We start from the raw sequence: 24,570 nt of genomic DNA on the forward strand, positions 1-24,570 counted from the left end.
AGGTCTACCATCGTAGTAAAACACTACCCCAGGTGAATCCGCTTCCGAATGCAGCCAGGCATACGAGGTCTTTTTCCTGAATGCGCCCTTCTTCAAAAGCTTCACATAAAGCAATCGGTATGGAGGCTGCTGTTGTATTTCCGTATCGTTGAATATTGTTATAAACTTTCTCATCAGGTAAGCCGAGCTTTTGTTGAACAAACTGAGCGATACGAAGGTTCGCCTGATGTGGAATTAACATATCAATATCGGTTACCTTTAATTGATTATGATCGAGGGCTTCCTGAATGACTTCCGGAAATTTTACAACTGCTTTTTTAAATACGCTCGGTCCGTCCATAAACGGATAAAGCTGCCCTTTAGTGAGCATTTGCTGACTCATGAACATTTCTCCGATTTCAGCCTGGTCAAAGTCAGCCAGCGGTTGCTCAAGCCAATGATTGGCATGTGTGCCGGGGTTGTACATAGCTAATAACTCAGCCATTTCTCCATCACTGTGCAAATGGGTGCTAAGAATACCTCTGTTTGCTTCAGTCGTTGCTCCCAATACTACAGCGCCGGCCCCATCGCCGAAAATAACCGAAACATTTCTTCCACGGGTTGAAAAGTCTAATCCGAAGGAATGCTTTTCACTGCCCACGACCAGAATATTTTGATACATCCCGGCTTTAATAAATTGATCAGCAACGCTTAATGCGTAAACAAAGCCAGAGCATTGATTGCGTACATCCAGTGCTCCGATTTCTTTCATTTTCATAGCGCGTTGTAATAAAACACCACAACCCGGAAAATAATAGTCTGGTGAAAGAGTGGCAAAAACAACGAAATCTATATCCTGGGGAGTGAGGCCGGCTCGCTCTATTGCAATAGTTGAGGCTTCAACAGCCATTGTGGTAGTGGTTTCTTCGGTACGGTGGGCATATCTTCTTTCTTTAATACCGGTACGCTCCTGAATCCATTCATCACTGGTGTCCATATACTTAGTAAGATCCTGATTCGTAACAACATTATCCGGTAAATACTTTCCAATTCCTTTGATGTAAGAATGTATCATATAACAAGCTGCTTTTTTAGAAAGTTATGAAATAAAACAGTTACAAAAGAATCGGGCATTGAAAATGGAAAGTTGAAAAATGAGTGTGCCGGTATTGAACATCCTGGTTCATGCGCGCCAACCAAATATTAAAAACTACTTAGCGGCTGTTTCCATTTTCTGTTGCCTTATCAGCTGCTTTATATTTGCATAAAACCAGAAATATGAACTCGGAAACGGGAAAATGGATCATACTTGCAGGCTTATTGATTGTAATTGTGGGAGTTATCATTTATTTTTTTCATGATAAACTGCACTTCATCGGCAGATTGCCCGGCGATATCCGTATAGAACGTGAGGGCTTCAGATTTTACATGCCAGTAACAACGATGGTGATAGCGAGTATCTTTATAAGTATTGTTATAAAAGTTATCAAATTGTTAGGAAAATAGGGTGCTTTGTTGGCCGTATCATGTTTGGTCTTGATTTTTAGTCAATTATATATTTTTAAGCACCTAAAAAAAACCTCAAATAAGTTTGTTAAATCCTAGTTCCAGCCGCCGAATTGTCGTAACTTTGCGCCCTGAAAAACGGCTTTGCCTGTTTTTAATTGTCAAATTTTTATATGAATATTCGTAACATAGCCATCATCGCGCACGTTGACCACGGTAAAACAACATTAGTAGATAAAATCTTGCATGCTACTGCAGTATTTCGTGAGAATCAACAAACTGGAGAATTAATTATGGATAACAACGATCTTGAAAGAGAACGTGGTATCACTATCTTCAGTAAGAATGCAGCAGTAACTTACAAAGACTTTAAAATTAATGTGATTGATACTCCGGGCCACGCCGACTTCGGTGGTGAAGTGGAACGCGTATTAAAAATGGCCGACGGGGTTATTCTGTTGGTAGATGCTTTTGAAGGACCAATGCCTCAGACCCGCTTCGTACTTCAGAAAGCATTACAACTGAACTTAAAACCGATTGTGGTAATCAACAAAGTTGATAAACCAAACTGTCGTCCGGATGAAGTGCACGATGCTGTTTTTGAATTATTCTTCAACTTAGATGCTACTGAAGAGCAGTTAGATTTCCCAACTTATTACGGTTCTGGTAAAAATGGTTGGTTCAACTCTACTTTAGAGCAAATTGATAATATTGAACCATTATTAGATGGTATTATAGAGCACGTTCCTGCTCCGAAAGTGGCAGAAGGTACTTTACAACTACAGATTACTTCTTTAGATTACTCTTCTTTCTTAGGCCGTATCGCTATCGGTAAAGTTACCCGCGGTACCATTAAAGAAAATCAGCCGATCACGTTAATGCAAACAGACGGATCTGCAAGAAAAGGCCGTGTAAAAGAGTTATATGTGTTTGAAGGAATGGGTAAGAAGAAAGTATCAGAAGTTGTTGCAGGTGACCTTTGTGCTGTAGTAGGTATTGAAGATTTCAATATTGGCGATACCATCGCTGATAGCGAAAATCCTGAAGCATTACCGGTAATCTCGGTAGATGAGCCTACAATGAACATGACTTTCTCTATCAATAACTCACCTTTCTTCGGTAAGGATGGTAAATTTGTTACCTCACGTCACCTGAGAGACCGTTTGTTTAAAGAAACAGAGAAAAACCTTGCATTACGTGTAAAAGAATCTGAAGGTGGTGGTGATAGCTTTATCGTATATGGTAGAGGTATTCTTCACTTAGGAGTATTAATCGAAACAATGCGTCGTGAAGGTTACGAGTTAACTGTAGGTCAACCTCAGGTAATCGTAAAAGAAATTGACGGACAAAAAATGGAGCCGTACGAGAATCTGGTAGTAGACGTACCTGAAGAGTTTGCTTCTAAGGTAATTGACCTGGTTACCAGAAGAAAAGGAGAGATGCATATCATGGAAACCAAAGGTGAAATGCAGCATCTTGAGTTTGAAATTCCTTCAAGAGGTTTGATCGGTTTACGTACACAAATGTTAACTGCAACGACCGGTGAAGCCGTAATGGCACACAGATTTGTTGCTTATAAGCCATGGAAAGGACAAATTCCTGGTAGAAACAATGGCGTGTTGATTTCAAAAAATACTGAAAAAACAACTGCTTACTCAATCGATAAATTACAAGACAGAGGTACTTTCTTTGTTGATCCGGGTGAGGATGTTTATTTAGGTCAGATCATTGCAGAAAACATTAAACCGGGCGACCTGGTTGTAAATGCAACAGAGCAAAAGAAATTAACGAACCACCGTGCTTCTGGTGCGGATGATTCTGCTAAAATTGCGCCTAAAGTATTGATGAGCTTAGAAGAATGTATGGAGTACATTCAACAGGATGAGTGTATCGAAGTAACTCCTAATTTCATTCGTATGCGTAAAGTAATTTTAGACGAAAATGAAAGAAACAAAGTAGCAAAACAAAGTAAAGCGGAAGCTTAATTGTTACTTAATTTATATGGAAAAGGAGCACCTGGTGCTCCTTTTTTTTATTATTCGTAACATCTGTATAATTAAGCATTTAAACCAAAACGGTTATCAGCATTAAAAACCTGCACTTTACTACAATTTAATGTCTTTGCACGAAGTATATCAGTATCTTTGCAAGAGTAAACCCGGGGTTATGAAGAAGTTTTTATTATCTGTTGTTACCAGTCTTTTACTGTGTTTCGCTGTTATACAAGAAGTACAGGCACAGTGCTCTATTTGCACTAAAACTGCACAGCAATTGGGAGAGAAACCCGCAAAAGCCTTGAATGAAGGTATTATCTATTTAGCTTTTACACCATTGCTGATTATCGGATATGTTTCTTACAAATGGTATAAAAACAATAAACATAATTTGTAATTATATTAAACGCTCATCCTGCAAAAAGCGATAAACATTTTTGTGCGGTGAGCTTTTCCATCGTTGCAGTAATTCCTCTTTTCTGATGTCTTTCATCCGGTGTTGTTGAATGATCCAGTAAATCTTTTCGATGATTAAGCGGTCTTTCAATAGACGTTCATTTGTTTTCAGAAGCGTTTGATCAATACTCCTTATTAAGTTTTCGATGCCTATTTCCTGATTTGCCTGAGTTGCAACAATCGGTTTGGTCTGATGTGCCTCATGCACCATCAATCGCAGGTTTTTGATCATCGTATCAGAACCCGGACGATCTGCTTTATTTACCACAAAAACATCTGCAATTTCCATCAGGCCGCTTTTCATCGTTTGAATTTCATCACCGGCTTCCGGTACTAATACGACGAGGGTAACATCTGCCAGCCCTGCTATTTCCACTTCGGATTGGCCTACGCCTACCGTTTCCAGTAAAATATAGTCGAAAGGGGCAGCTTTTAATATTTCTGTGAGTTCAATAATTTTGGGATGCAATCCACCAAGCGCGCCTCTTGTAGCCAGTGAACGGATATACACATTAGGATGGTTATACCATCTGCTCATCCGGATGCGGTCTCCTAAAATTGCACCCTGATGGAAAGGCGAAGAGGGATCAACGCATAAGATAGCTACTCTTTTACCTTTTTGAATCAACTGGGCCGTTAGCGCATCGGTTAAGGTGCTTTTACCCGCACCGGGTGGGCCGGTAATACCAATCAGCGGAATAGATTTATCAGGCAAGGAACTTAACAACTGCTCATATCCGGTCACTTCATTCTCTACCAAAGAGATACTTCGGGCAATACTTCGAACATTTCCTTGCTGGATTTCTTCTACGAATTGATTCCACATAAGAGTTATTTTACTTCTTGCATTGTCACTAATTTATGATAGAATCCGTTTTGAGCAATCAGTTTTTCGTGAGTGCCTCTTTCAACAATCTTACCTTTTTGCAAGACGATGATTTCATCAGCATGACGAATGGTGCTTAAACGGTGTGCAATTACAATACTTGTTCTGTTTTTCATCATATTATTAATGGCATCCTGAACAAGTTTTTCACTTTCGGTATCTAATGAGGAAGTGGCCTCGTCTAATATAAGAATCGGTGGATTTTTCAGCACTGCTCTCGCAATGGTTAAACGCTGACGTTCACCACCGCTAAGTTTTGACCCGCGGTCACCGATGTTCGAATTAAATTGATCTTCTTTTTGTTGAATAAACTGATAAGCGTTGGCTACTTTGGCCGCCTGTTCTATTTCTTCAACTGTTGCATCCGGTTTGCCTAATGCAATATTGGCTGCAATCGTATCATTAAATAGAATCGGTTCTTGTGTTACAATACCCATTTGTTCACGTAGGGAATACAAGCTGAAGTTTTTGATATTCTGTCCGTCAATCAGTAATTCACCTGAACTCACATCATGGAATCTCGGAATCAGATCAGCCAGCGTACTCTTGCCGGCCCCGGAAGAACCCACCAGTGCAATTGTTTTTCCCTTTTCGATCGTTAGATTAATGTCTTCCAGAATAGTAACATCATCATACTTGAAAGACACATTCCTGAGTTCAATTTTATCTTCGAAACCTGAAAAGCTAACAGGGTTACTTACTTCTTCAACAGTATTGCTGGCATTCAGTACTTCCTCTACCCGTGCAATAGCGGCTGTTCCCCTTTGCACATTATAAAAAGCTGTAGAGAATGCCTTTGCGGGAGATATGATTTGTGTAAAAAAAACAATATACACAATGAATGCGCCCGGCGCCAGGCCGATTTCATTGGTTAATACAAGGCGTCCGCCAAACCATAAAATACAGCTTAATACTAATACGCCCATAAACTCTGACAGAGGAGATGCGAGGTCTCTTCTAAGCGCCATGGATACGCGTATTTTATTGAGAACAATATTGTTATTTTCAAAACGACCTCTGATCAATGATTCTGCATTAAAAGCTTTAATAACTCTTAAACCAGAGAGTGTTTCATCGAGAATCGACAATAAAAAACCTTGTTGTTCCTGTGAAACATTTGATTGCTTTTTAAGACTTTTACTGATACGGCCGATAATAAATCCGGTAACCGGTAAAAGAATAAACAGGAATAAAGAAAGAGCCGGGCTTAAAAAGATCATGAATGAGAGGAAGAAGATAATGGTCAGCGGTTCTCTGATCAAAGCTTCCATGGTACTAACAATAGAAAACTCAATTTCATTGATATCATTACTCATTCTTGACATGATATCTCCTTTTCTTTTTTCAGTAAAATATCCAACCGGTAATTGTAGTATTTTATCAAAAAGATCGGCACGAAATCGGGTCATCACTTTATTTCTCATCGGAACAATCATTCTGAATGCTCCATATATAAAGAGGTTTTTGAAGAAGATCGCTACAACTACGACGATACAAATACCGGCCAGCGCAGCAATTTGCCCATTCTCCTGAATCACATTATGAAGAAAAACCTGTAGCCCGTCCATAATGCCTTCAGAACTAAAGCTGAATTGATAATTCTCAGGAGGCTTTGACAGTCCGAATAACATTTGTAAGAACGGCGCCAGCATCGTTAATGAAAGCATTGAAAACAAGATCGATAACAGGTTGAACAAAAAGTATAAGAAAACTCTTCCCTTTTGATCTTGTAAATAATATAGTATACGTGAAAACTTCTTCATCCTGGTTTATGATAATTTAAAATAACAGTTTCTGGGGAGCAAGGTTGTTTAGATAAATTGTAAATTTTATTAACAGATTTTATCGTACGCCGGTAACCATATCGGTTAATTTAAAGTGGTTGTGCCAAAGATCTCTGCGTGAGCCATTTCAAGTTAATCGGGTTTAAATCAGCGTAAAAGTGAAGGTACATAAAAATACATTTGCGGGCATGATAAGTTTTACGGACACTCAAGGCGGGTAAAGGGTTTCCTGAAAATACCTGCCCGGCATACCAGCCTGCAAAATCGCATCTCAGCCAAATCTTAAAAGATCAGATTATGATGTCTGTTCGGTTTGCTGTGTTGTTGACTTTTCATTTAATAGTTTAAGTTTTGCGTACTTTAACAAAGTCGTATAGGCAATACCGTAAGCTATTATAAGGCCTCTGTAACCATCACGAAAACCGGCACCAAAGAGATACGCCCGGATAAATGCAATAACCGGATTCAGGTAAATTTTAATGGCACTGGCTTTTTTCCCTCTCTTATATAATCCCTCAGCCTGAATAGTGCTGAATTTATTGATCTGGTTTAAATATTCTTCAATTGTATAGTAGCTATAGTGAAGAATATCCCCTTTGAGGTGTATTGGTTGAGCGTCGTTTGCTAAAATGATTTTATCATGAGGGTTTTCTCCTCCCCATTCTGCCTGTTCCTTATTGAATAACCTGACTTTTTGATCAGGATACCATCTGCCGTGCCGGATCCAGCGGCCACAAAAGTTAGTGAGCCTGTTCATTTTATAAGCACTGGCCGGAGCTGCCTGTTGTTTAATTGCAAGAATCGATTGAACCAGTTGGCTGTCTAATGCTTCGTCTGCATCCAACGATAATACGAATGCGTGAGTGGCCTGGCTTAATGCAAAGTTTTTTTGTTGAATATAACCCAGAAATGGCTGTTCTATAAACCTGGCTCCATAATGAAGACAAATGTTTTTAGTATTGTCGTCAGATAACGAATCTACCACAACAATTTCATCAGCTACCGGTAAAACAGACTCTAAACACCGTCCAATATTTTTCTCCTCATTTTTAGTAATGATAACAACGGATAATGGTGTACTCATTATATAAGCATGTAGAATGTTAAAATTTGTGTCGGATGGCTTGTTTTCAACCTGAAAATTCAGGAGAAATACCGACAAAGCCTTAGATTGCAAATATAAACGAATAAAAATGACAAACTATCACTCCATATTCCCGTTAGAGCTTGTGGTTTATCCGGGAGAAAGAGTGAATCTGCACATATTTGAACCAAGGTATATTCATCTGATTAAGACAGCCGTTGAAAGTAAAAAACCTTTTGTAATGGGAGTGATGCTAAACAACCAGTTACAGGAAATTGCCACTTGTGTTCAATTGCTCGACGTTAGAAAGGAGTACGAAGATGGAAAAATGGATGTTACCATTGAAGGAATTAACCCGGTGCGGATTCTTGAATTTATCAAGTCGACCGATGCATTACTTCCGCACAACGCCATCGTATTTCATCCTGAAAATGAAGTTAAACGTTTAGATTCAGAGGTGTTTAATAAAGTGTATGAATTGATGCTGACATTGCATAGTGAGTTAAACCTGAATAAAAAGTTTGATAAAGAAGTGGCTGAGATGTTGAGTTACGATTTTGCACATCATATCGGACTTCCTTTAGAAGAAGAATACCGTTTATTAACCTTTTTAAAGGAAGTACAACGATTAGAATTAATGCGTTTACATCTGTTGAACATTTTGTCAATTGTGAAAAATTTGGCGGGTTTAAAAGAAAAGGTAAAACTTAACGGACATTTTAAAAATCTGAAGGGGTTTGATTTTGATTAATGTTTGTAAGATGAAATTTTTAGTGCATTTTTGTTGCCTTATCTAACATTCTACAACTAAATCAGAACGATTGAGTCAGATTACATTTTGTTTTGACTTTGGTAATACCAGAAAAAAGCTAGCCGTATTTGAAGACGGTGATTTTAAAGAATTATTGGTACTGGAAAATGATGCTGTAGCTACGATTCAACCCATACTGGAAAAGTATAAACCGGTAAAATCAATTTTATCATCGGTAATCAATCATAATCCGGAACTGGAAACACTCCTGAAAGAACATACCCGGTTTCATTTGTTGAGTTACCAATCGAAAATTCCGGTTACCTCTCCGGTAGGCGCCCCGCAAACCATCGGAGCCGACCGGTTAGCAATGGTCGTAGCAGCTGTAAATCTTTATCCGAATTCGAATAATTTAATTATCGGATTAGGTACAGCAGTTACCTATAATTTTATCAATAAAAAGCATGAATTTTTGGGAGGGGGTATTTCGCCCGGCCTGGAAATGCGTTTTAAAGCTTTACATGAGTTTACGGCTAAATTGCCATTGGTAACAAAAGACTGGAACTTTCCACTGGTAGGATATGATACTAAAACCAATATTCAAAGCGGTGTAATATTGGGTTTAGTCAAGGAAATTGATGGAATTATCGATGAATACCGGAAAAAGTATCATAATTTTAACGTGCTCTTAACAGGTGGAGATACACCCTTTTTGGACTATCATTTTAAAAACAAGATATTTGCAGACCCCTATTTGATATACAAAGGGCTGTATGCAATTAGTGAGTATAATAACGAAACAATCTAATGTATAAGAAATTAAGGCTTTTAGTTATTGCCGGTTTGTTTACAAGTTCAAATTTGCTGGCTCAATCAGATAATTCTCCGTACTCCAGATATGGAATCGGTGATCTATTAAACACACAGAATGCAATTAATAGAGGAATGGGCGGCGTATCAGCTGCTTATTACGATTATACCAATCTGAACTTGATTAATCCTGCAGCTAACAGCAAACTGACTTCAACTGCCTTCAACTTTGGTGTGGAAATCAGTAACCGTACGATCCGTTCAGGAACTCCTCCGGAAAAGTACAGTAATTATAGTCCTAATATTTCTTACCTGCAATTAGGATTACCATTAGCAAAAAAACAAGGCTGGAATTTATTTTTGGGCTTGAAACCATTATCAAGGATTTCATATAAAATTGCTCAGGGTGAACGCCTGAGTTTCGGATCTTCTACCGACTCTGTTAATAATATGTATGAAGGTACCGGTGGTTTATATGTGGCAAATATAGGTACCGCAATCACAGTATTCAAAAACTTCTCGGTAGGTGTGAATGCCGAATATCACTTCGGTTCAAAAGATTATTCTACCAGAAGAACCTTCCTGAATGATACCGTAAATTACTATCGTTCTAATCACCAGACGCAATCTTCAATGAACGGTATGGTGTTTACCGGAGGTCTTCAATATTCCATCCCAATGGGTAAAAAATCAGTTTTGCAACTGGGTGCATATGGGAGAACAACTACTGATTTAAAAGCTACCCGTCAAAATATCCGTGAAACGTATACTTTCAATGGTAATACCGGCGCCAATGTAACTATTGACTCAGTATTTACTTCTGATGAAGAATCCGGAAAACTTACGCTACCTACCAATTACGGTATTGGTTTTATTTTCAATAGAATCAATAAGTGGCAATTCGGTGTAGACTATGTATCTGCCAAATGGAGTGAGTACCGTTTCTTTAACCAGAAAGACCTGGTAAATGATTCATGGCAGATAAAAACAGGATTCCAGATTCTGCCTAAGGGGGGAGAAAACTACTGGTCAAACGTTTACTACCGCGCAGGCGTGAATTTCGGTAAAGACTATGTATCGATCAATGAAGATCTGAATACCTGGGCAGTATCAGCCGGTATGTCATTCCCCATGAGAAAATCTCCTTATTCAAACCAGTTTTCAGTAATTCAAACTACATTTGAATACGGAAAAAGAGGAGATAAAAACTCTCTTCTGAGAGAAAATTATTTTCAGTTAACTGTAGGTTTATCTCTTAATGATATTTGGTTTATTAAGCGTAAGTATGATTAAGCAATTCATGAAATATCAATATATTCTGAAAAGATTGGCAGCTCTTTCATTGGGCTGCTTTTTTCTTTTTGCGTGCACAGATGAGCCGGTGATAGATACTTCGGCCGATAATAAACTAAAACTTGAAGTTTCTTCAGGAGTAGAAAGCTATTTGAGCCAAAATGGTAAAATTAAAGCCAAACTGGTAGCAGAAGAAATGGTACGTGCACTTCTCGATTCTCCATTTATTGAGTTTCCCGATGCCTTATATGTAGAATTTTTTAATGACTCCGGGGCGATAGAAACAATCTTAACCGCTAAGTATGCGAAATACCGGGAATATGAAAGCAAAATTCTCCTCAGAGATTCAGTAGTAGTGATCAATATCATTAATGAAGATACTTTAAGAACGAATGAGCTTTGGTGGGACCAAACCCAGGAACTCTTTTATACTGAAAAACCAGCCCGCATTACTAAAAAAGACGGTACCATTGCCAATCCGCAAAAGGGATTAAAGGCAAAACAAGACCTTAGCTGGTATGAATTTTACTCCATTAAAAACGGACAGTTGCCGATTCCACCGGATAACAACGATTCGATACCCCCGCCTCCTGAACAGTAAAATAATCAGATTATTATTGCCAGCACCATTCGTTAATGGTTAAATGAATACCTTAATTAGCTTTAAGGATTATTTGTTTGTTGATTTTTAAGTCTTTAAAGAAAAGTTGGACTGGTAAAAAAATGATGAGTGTTTGTACATGAAAAATTAGCAAAACGTATAAACAATAATGCTAGCTCTTAATTTATTATAAACAAACCTACTTGTGTGTGAAAAATGACAGTATTTTATAAACAAACTTGTTTGTACTGCATTTTCTAGGGTATTTGAATCACAAGATACTTTATGAATTTAATTGTAGCGATTTATAATAAAAAAACCCCGTCACTACTGACGGGGTTCAATTTTTTTGTACAACCTTACCAACAATACAGGTCTTCTAGGTACAAGTGAATTTCTTTTTTTCTAAAGGATAATTGGACAAATAAGGTTTTTCGGTTTCTAGGATTTTAGAGTCTTAATAATAATAAGCGATTACGGTTTTTTTGGACTTTTTGGACTTTGTGTTTTACCACAGATATTGGATATTGTTTTTCTGATATTGGATTGTGAATCGCTCGTTATCATCAATCATCTAACACAAATTTAGCACGAATCGGATTGGTGAACAAGAGCAAAACTGCCCTTTCTTTTGACCTCATTTTTTACCACTAAAGTAGTAGATTTACGATTTGTTAGTTTCGTATATTTCTGCTTTTTTTTACCCTGAAAATAGGCTATATTTAATTGTTTACTTTCATCTAAACCAGATATTTATGGAGTTTTCTAATAAAACTGTGCTTGTTACGGGTAGTACGAGAGGTATCGGAAAAGCAATAGCCATAAAGCTTGCACAACATGGAGCCAATACCGTAATTGTAGGGAAAACCGTTGATCCGCATCCGAAATTAGAGGGTACAATTTTCACCGCTGCAGAAGAAATAGCTAAGGCCGGTCCTGGTAATGTGTTGCCTTTGCAGGGAGATATCCGCTACGATGAAAGTATTGAACATATTGTAAAAACGACCATTGACACTTTTGGCGGTATTGATATACTAATTAATAATGCTAGTTCTATTAATCTGAATAACAGTGAGTTATTAGATCAGAAGAGATATGACCTGATGCATGATATTAATGTGCGCGGTACTTTTATGATGAGTAAAGCCTGTATCCCACATCTTAAAAAAGCATCAAACCCGCATATATTAACGCTATCCCCGCCTATTAACTTAGATCCCACCTGGTTTGGAAAACATCTGGCTTATACTATGGCCAAGTATGGGATGAGTATGGTAGCGATGGGGCTTGCCGAAGAATTCAAGCAACATCGGATTGCATCAAATGCGCTCTGGCCTAAAACAACTATTGCAACAGCTGCGGTGCAGAATTTACTGGGCGGAGATTTTTTAATTCAAAGAAGCAGAACTCCTGAAATCGTAGCGGATGCCGCGTATGAAATTTTAAAAAAGCCTTCTTTCGAATGTACCGGTAACTTCTTTATCGATGAAGATATACTGGCAGCTGCCGGAGTGAGTAATTTTGATAAGTATGCTGTAAACAAAGAAATGAAATTAATGATGGATTTGTTTTTGTAACAGATTGATCCTGAATGATATAAAGCCATGATTTTATTTGAAAATCATGGCTTTTTTTTGTATATTAGTTACAAAGACAGGGTCTTTGTTTTTATTTTTTTGTGTTATTATAATATAACCCCAGCTGTGATAAAACAATTCCACCTCTTGCCGCTTCAATAATTATCTTAAACTCACTGCCGGTTACCTCATCAAATTCTAAAATACGTTTGTAACCTATTGTTGTGGCTGCTGTTATTTTCTGCCATTCAGTACCTTTTTTCACCCAAACCGAAAACGCTTCCACTTTTTGCCCTTTGCTAATATCTTCCTGTATCATGAAGATGTTTGTTCGAACCGGTTGAGGTGTTGAAAAAACGAATTCATAAGGAAGCGGGTGGTTTATTTGAATCGTTGTTTTATAATTATCGTCAAACAGACGTCGGGTATTTTTCAACGATGATCTTGCGTGCAGCAGCAGGTTGTTACTGAATATTTCTTTGATTTTAAGATTCCATTGAATCAATGCTGCTGAATCTGCTTCGTGAATTCTTCCGCGTTTATCAGGTGGAATGTTCAGTAACAGTACGCCATTTTTGCCGATAGAATTGAAATAAATATCCAATAACTTGTCTGCAGACTTTACCAGACTGTCTTCTTTTTCATGATAAAACCAGCCCGGGCGAATACTTACATCAGTTTCTGCGGGGTACCATGCCAATGCTTCGGCGTACTGAATTTTTTTACGTGAACCTAAATCAGTTTCCATCATATCTCCGGGTGCTACGAGATTTGTTGTGTGTAGTTTATCAGAAACAATTTGTGTGAAGCTGCTGGCTTTTACCGGAACAACACTCCATTCGGTATCCCTTCCGTAACCGGTTTCGGTACCTACCCAACGAACGTCGGGTCCGGAGATAGCAATAACGGCCTTCGGCTGATGTTGACGGATAACTTCATAGTAACGTGGAAAATCATAATGCTGTTTTTTCCCATTCGGTCCTTCACCATTTGCTCCGTCAAACCAAACTTCATCAATTTTACCATATTGAGTCACTAACTCGGTAAGTTGGGCTACAAAAAAGTCATTGTATTGATCGGTTCCGTAAAGCGGAGAATTTCTATCCCAGGGGGAAAGATAAAATCCGAACCGCATTCCTGCTTTTTTACAGGCGATGGATAATTCTTGTACAATATCTTTTTTGAAAGGGCTATTTTTTACGGAATGTTCTGTGGTAGCAGTGGGCCATAAACAAAAGCCGTCGTGGTGTTTGGCAGTGATGATTAACAGTTCAATTCCTGCTTTTTTAGCGATGCGTACCCATTGCTCCGCGTCAAAATCGGTTGGATTGAAAATGGCCGGATTTTCTTTACCGTCGCCCCATTCTTTACCGGTAAAAGTATTCACTCCAAAATGTAAAAAGCCAGTGCGTTCCCATTGCTGCCATTCGAGTTGGCGTTTTGAAGGAACTACTGCTGCTGCTTTTTTGATGATGGCTAATGAATCGTCGCCTGGCCGGATAAAAGCGAAATTATTTTGAGCAGCCGGCTGAACAGCATTGAACAAACTAAAAAAAAGAAAACAGCCGAGTGTTATTTTTAAAGTGTTCATGAACAAAATTTAAGGGTAAATGAGCTTTATGAAGATAAGTAAAATCCGGAGCTGCCAGAAATTTATGAAACGGACGTTGATTAGGGCAACGTCTATTACCGGAGAATACAAAAAAACCGGTTCTGTAAGAACCGGTTTTATAAAAAGAAAATATATTAATCCCATTTTTCAGGGCGCATCTGCGGAAATAATAACACATCCTGAATACTTTGCTGATTAGTCATCATCATCGTTAAGCGATCGATACCGATACCTATGCCGGATGTTGGCGGCATACCATATTCAAGTGATCTTAAGAAGTCGTAATCAATATACATGGCTTCATCGTCGCCGCGTTCCATTAACTGGGTTTGATCTTCGAAACGTTCTCTCTGATCAATCGGGTCGTTCAACTCACTATACGCATTCGCTACTTCTTTACCGTTGATGAAAAGCTCAAATCTTTCTACCAGTCCTTCTTTAGAACGGTGTTTTTTAGTAAGTGGGCTCATTTCAATCGGATAATCGGTAATGAATGTTGGTTGTACAAAGTGGTGTTCACATTTGTCACCGAAGATAGCGTCAATTAACTTTCCTTTACCCATTGTTTTATCAGTTTCAATACTCAATTGTTTACAGGTATCTCTTAGCTGCTCTTCGTTGAAACCGCTCACGTCGATTCCGGTATATTCTTTAATGGCATCAAACAAACTGATACGTTTGAACGGTGCTTTGAATTCAATCTGATGATCGCCCAGCTCAACCTGTGTTGTTCCGTGTAATTCGATTGCTATACGTTCAAAAAGATTTTCAGTTGTTTCCATCATCCAGTAGTAATCTTTATAAGCAGTATACCATTCTAAAACGGTAAACTCAGGGTTGTGCGTTCTGTCCATCCCTTCATTTCTGAAGTTTCTCGAAAACTCATATACCCAGTCAAAACCACCTACGATTAAGCGTTTCAGATAAAGTTCATTAGCGATTCTCAGGTAAAAAGGAACGTCTAATGCATTATGATGAGTAATAAACGGACGTGCGGCTGCGCCACCGGGGATAGCTTGTAATACCGGTGTATCTACTTCGAGGGCACCTCTTTCATTTAAAAACTGACGAATTGTATTAATCAGTTTAGTACGTTTCAGGAAAGTGGCTTTTACTTCCGGATTTACTACCAGGTCGGCATAACGCTGACGGTAGCGGAATTCGGGATCGGTAACGGCATCGAAAGTTTCGCCTTCTTTTTCTTTTACAATCGGTAACGGTTTTAGCGATTTGGATAAGAAAGTAAACTCCCGCACGTGTACAGAGGTTTCACCGGTTTTGGTAGTGAAAACATAACCCTTGATACCGATAAAATCACCGATATCTACGAGGTGTTTCCATACTTTGTCGTAAAGCGTTTTATCATCTTCCGGGCAAACCTCATCTCTTTTCATATAGAACTGAATACGTCCGCTGGAATCCTGCATGACGGCGAAAGAAGCTTTTCCCATGTCGCGAATGCTCATTATCCGCCCGGCTAAACATACTTCAGCGAATTCACTCTTATTTTCTTCACCCTTGTACTTTTCCTTTATTTCGGCAGCAGTGATATTCACAGGGTACAATGGTGCCGGATAAGGGTTAATTCCTAAAGCTTCCAGCTCTTTCAGCTTTTCTCTTCGTATGATCTCTTGTTCGGATAATTGCATGACAGAAATTTAAGGTGGCAAAAATAATACATTTACTGTTTTAAAAAGGATGGATTGCTATTTTAGAAGAATTTATCTAAATTGGAGACAATCGAAAAAGAAGAATAATGAACCGCGAAAATAAAATTGTTTTAGTAGAGGAATTGCCAATTGCAGAAGAGGTTCAATATCAGCCACTTGCTTCAAACTACAAAAGAGTGCGTTTTTGGGAGACGTTTATCTTTTTGATTATCATATTAGTAGCTGTATATGCATTAATGTACTTTTTTCCTCAATGGAAAGTTTTCCGCTATCGATATCTGCTTGGAGGGATATGGCTGGCATATGCCATTTTCAATTATATTTCAATTTATTTAAAATTTAAGAATACCGGTTATGCGTTGAGAGATAAGGATATTCTTTATAAAACCGGCTGGCTCGTAAAAAAGTTGCAATCGTTTCCTATCTCCAGAATTCAGCACGCATCCGTTCAATCCAACGCGGTAGAGCGATTATTTGGCTTGTCTTCCGTATCTGTTTTTACAGCTGGAAGTTCAGGTGATGATTTAACAATACGCGGATTGAAAAAAGAAACAGCAGACAGGGTAAATCTGTGGATAGCACAACAAATTGAAGCCAATGACAAATAGTTATAATGAACCTCAAAAACTACCTGTCAATGGTATCTGGTATATTCTGACCGTTTCTCTCACAAAAACATTGAAAACGTTATTGGTTCCGTTGATCGTGTTGATCACTTCACGGAGAACCAGTGATTTTATGTGGCAGCTGCTGGTCATCGTTTATCCCGTCATTACGCTGATCAATGCCCTTATAAAAATGCGTACTTTTAATTACTACGTACAAGAGCAATCGCTCATCATTGAATATGGGTTGTTTAAAAAAGAAAAAATTAATATTCCCTTTAAAAAAATTACGGGAATCAATATTGAGCAAAGATTTTTGCATCAGCCCTTCGGCCTGGCGCTCATGAAAATTGAAACAGCAGGCACTAATAAAACAGAAGGGGAAATACCTTCCATTGAAATGCGAAAAGCACTTGAATTGAAGGAAATTATTTTAGAAAAAGCTTCTGCAGATGAGACCATTGAAGAGAAGAAAGAACCTTTGCTCCGTTTAAACAGTGCCCAATTATTAAGATTTGCAATTTCTGACAATCATATCAGAACTTTTTTCCTTGTACTGGGTATTTCCTGGATCTATTTAAACCGGATGCGTGAACTGATGGGCGACGACTGGGTACGTGATATTACTAATAAATATATTTTTCATTGGTACGAGTTAAGTGTGTACGTATACGTTATTTTAATTGTTTTAATACTGGCAATTGCTTATTCTGTTATAAAAACTTTTTTAAAGTTTGATGGATTTGTATTACAGAAAGATCATTTGTCATATCAATATCAGGCAGGGCTGATAGATAAAAAGAACACAGTTATTCCTTTTCGTAAAGTTCAGTTTGTACGCATGAAAACAAACTGGTGGCGAAAAAAATGGAATATATACAATATAATTCTTCGTCAGTCGCAGGCAGGAGAAAGTAATAAAGAAAACAAAAAATCTTTTACATTTCCGGTATTCGATAAAGAGATGTACAGGAATATTCTGAACACCTATTATCATGATCTTACAGAAGAGTCAGCAACTAATCGGGTACATGCTTCATACTGGATCAGATTAATGATAATACCTTCGTTAGTGATTTTTGTTGTGGTGGCAACCGCGGCTTACTTTTATGAGAGCTACTGGATATTACTGGTTATTATTCCTTTAATGGTGTATCAGTTTATAGTGAGCAGGTTGTATGTAAAAAACTATCGTTTTTATGTGAATGAAGAGGCGGTGCAGATTGATTCGGGCGTATGGGGCAGGCAGGTGGAATTGTTGCAGTGGAAAAATATACAGAATATAGGTATTACACAAACAGTATTACAAAAAAGAAAAGCCGTCGCTAACGTTCAGTTAGTAACGGCCTCGGGTATTATTACAATTCCTTATATTAATTATGAAGATGCCTTAAGGATACAAAATCATGTAGTATACGTGACGGCGCAATCATCGAGAAGCTGGTTATAATTTATTCGTTGTAGAGTAAAATCTGCCAGGCTTCAGATACTTTATCTTTTTCTAATAAAGTGTGTGCATACTTGTGTAGTTCTTCTTCCATTTCCTTAGGTTGCAAAGAATAGTACTCAATGATATGTGTCAGATGGTCATCGGTAAAACTAGCGTCGGCTGCAGGTATTTCACTTACATTAGCCAGCTTTCCCAGGTCGTTTCCTGTTAGAAAGCTACTTAGCCGAATAGCATCCGGCAGTTGATCGAAACCGATTCCGATGTTGATATTTGGTTTTTCAACCTCAAATAAACTATCGGTATCTACTTTGGTGTACCAGTTAGCTCCCAGTCTTGCTACATGATTTATTTTAGTCTGATCCATCTTGCCATGCTCATCTAACAATTCATCGGCAATATGCATCACAATCACTTCACAGATAACAAGATTGCCGGCTCCGCCCTGATCGCCCAATGAATAAATATCTCTTACAATACATTCTAAATTTATTCTTGATTCTTTAACCAGTGGCGGCTTAACTTTTGATGCCGGTACGGCGGTAAATCCTGCCTTTGTAAATTCGTTTACTCCTTTAGTGAATTCGCAACTACTCAGGCTCATTTGCTGAACCATTGGGTATTCAACAATATTAATGACAACTTCTTTAGTTTGTTGAACATTTTCGAGTGTATGTTTGATTGTATTGTTTCTGACTCTTCTGGAAGGGGAAAACACTACAATCGGCGGATTCGTGGAGAATAAGTTGAAAAAACTAAAAGGACTTAAATTCACATTTCCATCTTCATCAATAGTAGACGCTAAAGCAATGGGGCGTGGGGCTATTGCGTGTTGAAGGTAATGTTGTTGCTGAGCAGCACTTAGTTCTTTCAGTTCAATAATCATATTCTTATATTTTCTTTTTTGCCAGTATCGAATGGTTGGTTTTTTCTGCGCGAATAGTATTTACAAGAGTTCCTAAGCCTGTAATTTCCATTTCTACTACATCGCCGTCTTTTAACCATCTTTCCTGATAATCGGGATTTTCAAGTTTTGCAGTTCCGTTTAATTCTAATAAGCAGCCGGTTCCTACTGTACCACTTCCTATTACATCTCCGGGATATACATCCACTCCGTAAGAAACTCTTTCTATAATTTCAGCAAATGTCCAGTCCATATCAGCAACATTTCCGTCACTTAAAAGATCTCCGTTCACACGGCATTGCATGCGAAGGTTCCAGTTTTTACCTACGTGATCTTTTTTAGCAGCAACTTCATATTCTTTTAACTCATCGAGTGTCACCAGCCATGGGCCGATAACAGTAGCAAAATCTTTTCCTTTAGCCGGTCCGAGGTTCAATAGCATTTCTTCCATCTGTAAAGTACGTGCACTCATATCGTTCATGATCATGAGGCCTCCGATATACTGATCGGCTTCTTCTGCTTTGATGTTTCTTCCTTTTCTACATAGTACCACAGCAACTTCCAGCTCAAAGTCGAGTTTGTGGAAGTGATCGGGCATGCAAGGGATATCACCGGGGCCCATCACACTGTTATGGTTGGTAAAATAGAATATAGGATATTGATCAAACTCGGGAATCATCGGAACTTTTCTATTTCTTCTGGCTGCGGCAACGTGTTGTCTGAAAGCATACCCATCGCGACAGGAAGTAGGGCAGGGAACAGGTGCCATCAGGTTTGCATCGGTTAAAGCAAAACTGTGTTCCTGAGATATTTTTCCTTGTTTGATTTTTTCCAGCCCCTCTATGGCTTTTGGATAATGGAGATTCCAGTTATCTAAAAATAATTTCATTGAAGAAATGCCTTCGATAAACATTTCCATATCAAATATGCGATCGTTGTAAAGTAGTCCCAGGCGATCTTTGCCTTTCAGGAGATATGATACCAGTTTCATTGTTAAACTATTATTTACGCAATATACAGTTTGCTCAATTGTCAGGTACAAAATATACTTAGATAAATTGAAATTATATCAATAAAGATTCATTTTCTGATTAAAAACTTTTAGAATCATTAAAAGTTCGTCATAGACTGGGAAGTATTTTTTAGATATTCTTCAAAAAAAATTAACTTGAACAGAAATGAACCCTTGTATACAATGAAGTATGTTTCTGTATTGTTGCTAATGATGCTGGCGATATCCGGTTTGCAGGCACAGTCAAAAAATGACCAGTGGCTTGAACAGCTGATCCGGGAAAAAGCATCTCCGGCTTTACTGGAGATTTTAAATCAACCAGACACTTTCCGTTATCAATTGATTTACACGAAGATTGATCGTGATAAGCACAATGTGCCACATCTAACTCATTACAAAATGAATGTTGATGCGAATCGTTATCACAATCCGGCCTCCACAGTCAAATTGCCTACAGCATTAATAGCGCTGGAACAGATGAATGAGCTGAAGTCAAAGGGGGTGAACAAGTATACTACGATGCTTACGGATAGTGCGGCTCCGATGCAGTGGAAAGTATGGGCAGATACAAGTTCTGCCTCAGGTTTACCGAGCGTGGCTCATTATGTAAAAAGAATTTTTCTGGTTTCGGATAACGATAGTTATAACCGTTTATTTGAACTGGTGGGAAACAAACATCTCAATTCACGATTAGTAGAACTGGGCTATACCGGAACCCGGATTACCAGAAGATTTCAGGCTGTGCCGGATAATGGTAACCTCTACACAAACCCGATCCGTTTTGTAAAAGGAAATGAGTTAATCTATCAACAGCCTGCGCAATATAATGATAGTGCTTTTGATTTTTCAAAGAAATTATTGATTGGCAATGCTCATATGGATAAGGACGGTAAATATGTATCAGCTCCTTTCGATTTCACGACCCATAATATTTTTACAATAGAAGACCTGCACAGAATGTTACAAACCGTTATTTTTCCCGAAACGGTTCCGGTAACAAAAAGGTTTAAACTTACAGAAGACGATTACGAATTATTATATCGTTCAATGGGGTCACTTCCATTTGAAAGTGAATTTCCCCGGTATGATACTGCGAGGTTCTTCGATAGTTATACCAAGTTCTTCTTCTTCAGGGCCAATAAGAATAAAGTGCCGCCAGCTATACGTGTATTTAATAAGGCCGGCTGGAGCTATGGCTTTTTAACGGACGCTGCGTACATTATCGACACGGAAAAAAATGTAGAGTTTATGATCACGGGAAACATTTACTCAAATAAAGATGGAGTTATCAACGATGATAAATATGATTATGACGAGACGGGGTATCCGTACTTTAAGGAGATTGGTGAAATCATATACAAATATGAGTTGGAACGTAAAAGAAAGCAACAGCCTGACCTGAAAAAGTTTACAAAATACTTCTCAAGATAATATACAAGAGGCTGGATTTCAGCCTCTTTTTTTATGAAAAAAACCTTATCTTTATAGAAGACCTCTTTGCGCCTGAACTTTTGTAGAACAATAGTTTTGAAATTATTGATTCTTATGGAAAAGCAAAGAAAGCCGAATTATACCAGTGAGAGAGACGCTGCTGATTTTGCAGCATTACGTAAAGACGTACAGAACGTCGTAAAAGCATTGGCTCCGCAACGCCGTAGAGAGATTTATTTGAAGGCGGTATTATTTCCATTCATGTATATCTGTACTTATGTTTTGTTATTAACCTATGGAAACATAAAATGGATATTATTTGCTACATATATATCACTGGGTTTATTACTGGTTATCATCTTTCTGAATAATATACATGATGCGGTTCATAAAACAATATTTCAAAGTAATCAATGGAACCGGTGGTATGTATACCTCTTTGATCTGATGGGTGCCAATAGCTACGTTTGGAAACTCAGGCACGTCAGGTTTCACCATAACTATCCAAATGTTCAAGATTGGGATACAGATATTGAACAAAGTAGCCTCTTGAGTGTTTTTCCTAATGATACCCCGCGTTGGTATCATAGGTATCAACATATTTATTTACCTGTTATATACCCGTTTTATTTATTGAATTGGTTATTGGTACGAGATTTTAAGGACTATTTCAATAAGAAAAAAACAATCTGGAAACTGATAGAGATTCCCGCAATAGAATACTTTAAACTTTTCTTTTTCAAGTTATTTTTTCTATTGTATCTCATATTAATTCCTTATTGGGTATTAAACTGGTCGATATGGGTGATCATAAGCGGGTTTCTATCAATGATTTTTACAGCCAGTATTTTTTCATTGATCGTATTATTAAGCCCACATGCAAACATATATGCTGACTTTCCTGTGACAGATGAGTCAATGGAATTGCCGGATAGCTGGAGTGTGCATATGTTGAAAACAACAAATGATATAATTGGTCAAAATTTTGTTACCAGATTCCTAATGGGAAACTTTAACTATCATGTAGCACACCATTTGTTTCCGAATATCAACCATGCTTATTATCCGGAAATAACGGTAAAAGTGATGGAATATGCAGAAAGATATGATTTGCCGTATAAAAGATTCACATTATGGAGTTCATTAAAGAATCATTATAAATTATTAAAAAAGAACGGAACCGTAGATAATCTGTTTGAAGAAACGATGTAATAAAATAAATTCAGGTGAGGTTGAACCTTTCCATTTCATAAGAAAAACGAAACACTATGAAGTTTGAGAAGATTCACAACAAAGGGCAGGCAAGATTGTTTAACAATCCTTATTTAGAAATGCTGACGAAAACGCATCCCTTAGTAATTTGGGGAATGTATTTACCGCTGATTATTTATCTACCTTACTATTCTCATAATACTTTGGGATACCCGGTTAAAACAGTAGCGATTATTTTTATTGCATCTATTTTTGCATGGTCGCTTTTCGAGTATTTTGCACATAGGTTTTTGTTTCACTGGGTTACTGATAGCCCTAAGATGAAAAAGATTGTGTATACAATGCACGGTAATCATCATCATTATCCAAGAGACCGTCAGCGTTTATTTATGCCACCGGTGCCAAGTATTATATTGGCGGCATTAATTTTCGGTGCACAATATTTAATCATGAGTAATTATGCATTTATGTTTTTCCCTGGTTTTATTCTGGGATACCTGATGTATGGAACAATGCATTATGCTATACATGCATGGAATCCTCCTTTTAAGTGGATGAAGCCACTGTGGAGAAATCATCACCTTCATCATTATAAAGACGAGGATAAAGGCTTTGGAGTGAGTACCACGTTCTGGGATAGAATTTTCGGAACTATGTTTGACTTGCGCAAAGAAAAAGAAGACAAGAAAAAAGTGGATGAGCTTAAATTTAAATAAGTTTGTTGATTGTATATTATAAAAGAGACTGCTCCTGTTTTTATAAATAGCAGTCTCTTTTTTTATTCCGGAATTTTATATTTGTAAGTTCTGTGTACCTTGTCTCTAACGGCACCTGTTGCTTCGTGAATAGCAATCATTTTTTGATTAAAGTCACCTACCCAGGCGAGTTCTACACCTTTGATCGTATTTCTGGGTAGTACCTCATTTTGTAAACATCTGATCAGTGCCGATTCCATGCCATGTTGCTGATATTTTTTCTTACATCCCATAATAATTATTCTGAGACGGTCAACGACTGTTGTTTTTTTATAATACAGGAATTTGAGTTTTCCGATCAGGTCAAGCTTTCCGTTTACGTGTTTCAGAATCTGATTAACGTCTGGTAAGCAGAGAATAAACGCAACAGGTTTGTTTTCGTGATACGCGAACCATATAATTTTAGGGTCCATAATGGTCTCCATCTGCCGAAAAGATTCTTTAATGGTCGCCATTTCCAATGGAGTAAAGTTTTGGAAAGTGCTCCAGGCGTCATTGTATATTTCCTGAAAATCAGCAGCAAAACGGTCGAACTGTTTTTTATCAAAATGTTCAAATGTGTAACCGGGTTTTCTCATTACCCAATCAGATATTCTGGTAAATCTTTCCGGCATCGGTATAGAAGCGTCCAGAAAGTTTGTATACTGATCATATTCTTTTACGAAACCGTAGCTTTCAAAGAAATTCTGGTAAAAAGGTGGATTGTAATTCATACTCAGGCTGGGTGGTTTGAAACCTTCTACCAGCAACCCCCAATATTTGTCATTTTCTCCAAAATTAATAGGACCTTCCACTGCTTTTATACCTTGTTCTTTGAGCCAGGTTATGGCCGTATCAAACAATTTGAAAGCAGCTTCTTTATGCTGAATACATTCAAAAAAACCTATTCCTCCGGTAGGTTGTGACTTAATGCGTGATTTTTCGAAATCAATAAATGCGGCAATCCTGCCTATATAGCGGTCTTTATCTTTTAGTAACCATCTTGTGCATACGCCGTGTTTGAAGAAGTTGTTTCTTTCTGGATTGAAAACGGCTTCAATGTCATTGTCGAGAGGGCTGATGAAGTTCGGATCATTTTTATACAACAATCTTGGCAAACCAATGAAAGCCTTATTCAATAATTTCGAGTTTACTTCAATCACATCCATATCTCATGTATTTAGCTACTTCAAAGTTATGATAAAATTGCTCTTAAAATTCT

22 protein-coding genes are annotated in these 24,570 nt (G+C 37.9%); 13 read left to right on the forward strand and 9 right to left on the reverse strand.

Annotated elements, in window-relative coordinates; translation table 11 throughout:
* Positions 1-4: 4 nt before the first annotated feature.
* Positions 5-1,054 (reverse strand): 3-oxoacyl-ACP synthase III family protein, encoded by a 1,050-nt coding sequence (locus tag D9O48_RS07960; RefSeq protein ID WP_126972416.1) that lies wholly within the window; start codon positions 1,052-1,054, stop codon positions 5-7.
* Positions 1,055-1,257: 203 nt separating this feature from the next.
* Between D9O48_RS07960 and D9O48_RS07965 the strand changes: the two genes are divergently transcribed.
* The 3 genes from D9O48_RS07965 to D9O48_RS07975 all read left to right on the forward strand — a co-directional run bounded on the left by D9O48_RS07965 (position 1,258) and on the right by D9O48_RS07975 (position 3,876).
* Positions 1,258-1,485 carry a DUF2905 domain-containing protein gene (locus D9O48_RS07965; RefSeq protein WP_126972418.1) on the forward strand — a complete coding sequence of 76 codons (228 nt, stop codon included), beginning with the start codon at positions 1,258-1,260 and terminating at the stop codon, positions 1,483-1,485.
* Positions 1,486-1,658: 173 nt separating this feature from the next.
* A complete protein-coding gene (gene typA, locus D9O48_RS07970; RefSeq protein WP_126972419.1) occupies positions 1,659-3,470 on the forward strand; it encodes a translational GTPase TypA in 1,812 nt (603 codons plus the stop codon).
* Between the two features lie 181 nt (positions 3,471-3,651).
* On the forward strand, positions 3,652-3,876 hold the full coding sequence (locus D9O48_RS07975) for a hypothetical protein (RefSeq protein ID WP_126972420.1): 225 nt from the start codon (positions 3,652-3,654) through the stop codon (positions 3,874-3,876).
* On the opposite strand, the gene meaB is transcribed toward D9O48_RS07975, so the two are convergent.
* The 3 genes from meaB to D9O48_RS07990 all read right to left on the reverse strand — a co-directional run bounded on the left by meaB (position 3,877) and on the right by D9O48_RS07990 (position 7,689).
* The gene (gene meaB / locus D9O48_RS07980) at positions 3,877-4,761 is read right to left on the reverse strand and encodes a methylmalonyl Co-A mutase-associated GTPase MeaB (RefSeq protein WP_126972421.1); all 885 of its coding nucleotides are present in this window, start codon (positions 4,759-4,761) and stop codon (positions 3,877-3,879) included.
* 5 nt (positions 4,762-4,766) lie between these two features.
* The gene (locus D9O48_RS07985) at positions 4,767-6,584 is read right to left on the reverse strand and encodes an ABC transporter ATP-binding protein (RefSeq protein ID WP_126972422.1); all 1,818 of its coding nucleotides are present in this window, start codon (positions 6,582-6,584) and stop codon (positions 4,767-4,769) included.
* Positions 6,585-6,900: 316 nt separating this feature from the next.
* Complete coding sequence (locus D9O48_RS07990; protein ID WP_126972423.1) at positions 6,901-7,689, reverse strand: glycosyltransferase family 2 protein; 789 nt, start codon at positions 7,687-7,689, stop codon at positions 6,901-6,903.
* A 109-nt stretch (positions 7,690-7,798) separates the two neighbouring features.
* Here D9O48_RS07990 and D9O48_RS07995 point away from each other — a divergent pair, with 109 nt between their 5' ends.
* From D9O48_RS07995 to D9O48_RS08015, 5 genes are all read left to right on the forward strand, one after another.
* Positions 7,799-8,440: an LON peptidase substrate-binding domain-containing protein gene (locus D9O48_RS07995; RefSeq protein ID WP_126972424.1), complete on the forward strand. Its 642-nt coding sequence runs from the start codon at positions 7,799-7,801 to the stop codon at positions 8,438-8,440.
* Between the two features lie 70 nt (positions 8,441-8,510).
* Complete coding sequence (locus D9O48_RS08000) at positions 8,511-9,248, forward strand: type III pantothenate kinase (RefSeq protein ID WP_233589209.1); 738 nt, start codon at positions 8,511-8,513, stop codon at positions 9,246-9,248.
* Positions 9,248-10,543 (forward strand): hypothetical protein, encoded by a 1,296-nt coding sequence (locus tag D9O48_RS08005; protein ID WP_126972425.1) that lies wholly within the window; start codon positions 9,248-9,250, stop codon positions 10,541-10,543. The genes D9O48_RS08000 and D9O48_RS08005 overlap by 1 nt, the downstream gene beginning before the upstream one ends.
* Complete coding sequence (gene lptC / locus D9O48_RS08010) at positions 10,536-11,144, forward strand: LPS export ABC transporter periplasmic protein LptC (protein ID WP_233589210.1); 609 nt, start codon at positions 10,536-10,538, stop codon at positions 11,142-11,144. The genes D9O48_RS08005 and lptC overlap by 8 nt, the downstream gene beginning before the upstream one ends.
* 755 nt (positions 11,145-11,899) lie before the next feature.
* Entirely contained in the window at positions 11,900-12,721 is an 822-nt protein-coding gene (locus tag D9O48_RS08015; protein WP_126972427.1) for an SDR family oxidoreductase, read from the forward strand.
* A gap of 91 nt (positions 12,722-12,812) precedes the next feature.
* Here the strand turns inward: D9O48_RS08015 and D9O48_RS08020 are convergent, their stop codons facing one another.
* Together D9O48_RS08020 and lysS are read right to left on the reverse strand one after the other, a co-directional pair.
* Positions 12,813-14,312 carry an alpha-L-fucosidase gene (locus tag D9O48_RS08020; protein ID WP_126972428.1) on the reverse strand — a complete coding sequence of 500 codons (1,500 nt, stop codon included), beginning with the start codon at positions 14,310-14,312 and terminating at the stop codon, positions 12,813-12,815.
* 155 nt (positions 14,313-14,467) lie between these two features.
* Positions 14,468-15,982 (reverse strand): lysine--tRNA ligase, encoded by a 1,515-nt coding sequence (lysS, locus tag D9O48_RS08025; RefSeq protein ID WP_199750532.1) that lies wholly within the window; start codon positions 15,980-15,982, stop codon positions 14,468-14,470.
* 107 nt (positions 15,983-16,089) lie between these two features.
* On the opposite strand from lysS, the gene D9O48_RS08030 reads away from it, so the two are divergent.
* Both D9O48_RS08030 and D9O48_RS08035 read left to right on the forward strand, forming a co-directional pair.
* Positions 16,090-16,611: a PH domain-containing protein gene (locus D9O48_RS08030; RefSeq protein WP_126972430.1), complete on the forward strand. Its 522-nt coding sequence runs from the start codon at positions 16,090-16,092 to the stop codon at positions 16,609-16,611.
* Positions 16,601-18,058, forward strand: coding sequence for a PH domain-containing protein (locus D9O48_RS08035; RefSeq protein WP_126972431.1), 1,458 nt, complete (start codon positions 16,601-16,603; stop codon positions 18,056-18,058). The genes D9O48_RS08030 and D9O48_RS08035 overlap by 11 nt, the downstream gene beginning before the upstream one ends.
* Position 18,059: 1 nt before the next feature.
* Here D9O48_RS08035 and D9O48_RS08040 read toward each other — a convergent pair whose 3' ends face one another.
* Positions 18,060-18,941, reverse strand: a complete 882-nt coding sequence (locus tag D9O48_RS08040) for a flavin reductase family protein (RefSeq protein WP_126972432.1) — start codon at positions 18,939-18,941, stop codon at positions 18,060-18,062.
* 4 nt (positions 18,942-18,945) lie between these two features.
* Positions 18,946-19,950, reverse strand: a complete 1,005-nt coding sequence (locus tag D9O48_RS08045; protein WP_126972433.1) for a fumarylacetoacetate hydrolase family protein — start codon at positions 19,948-19,950, stop codon at positions 18,946-18,948.
* 177 nt (positions 19,951-20,127) lie between these two features.
* On the opposite strand from D9O48_RS08045, the gene D9O48_RS08050 reads away from it, so the two are divergent.
* The 3 genes from D9O48_RS08050 to D9O48_RS08060 all read left to right on the forward strand — a co-directional run bounded on the left by D9O48_RS08050 (position 20,128) and on the right by D9O48_RS08060 (position 23,330).
* Positions 20,128-21,402: a serine hydrolase gene (locus D9O48_RS08050; protein ID WP_233589211.1), complete on the forward strand. Its 1,275-nt coding sequence runs from the start codon at positions 20,128-20,130 to the stop codon at positions 21,400-21,402.
* A 114-nt stretch (positions 21,403-21,516) separates the two neighbouring features.
* A complete protein-coding gene (locus D9O48_RS08055) occupies positions 21,517-22,614 on the forward strand; it encodes a fatty acid desaturase family protein (protein WP_126972435.1) in 1,098 nt (365 codons plus the stop codon).
* 56 nt (positions 22,615-22,670) lie between these two features.
* Positions 22,671-23,330: a sterol desaturase family protein gene (locus D9O48_RS08060; protein ID WP_126972436.1), complete on the forward strand. Its 660-nt coding sequence runs from the start codon at positions 22,671-22,673 to the stop codon at positions 23,328-23,330.
* A gap of 62 nt (positions 23,331-23,392) precedes the next feature.
* On the opposite strand, the gene D9O48_RS08065 is transcribed toward D9O48_RS08060, so the two are convergent.
* Positions 23,393-24,517, reverse strand: coding sequence for a GNAT family N-acetyltransferase (locus D9O48_RS08065; RefSeq protein WP_126972437.1), 1,125 nt, complete (start codon positions 24,515-24,517; stop codon positions 23,393-23,395).
* Between the last annotated feature and the right edge of the window lie 53 nt (positions 24,518-24,570).

This window comes from Gynurincola endophyticus (genome assembly GCF_003991195.1).
In the GTDB taxonomy this organism is placed as follows: Bacteria; Bacteroidota; Bacteroidia; order Chitinophagales; family Chitinophagaceae; genus Gynurincola; species Gynurincola endophyticus.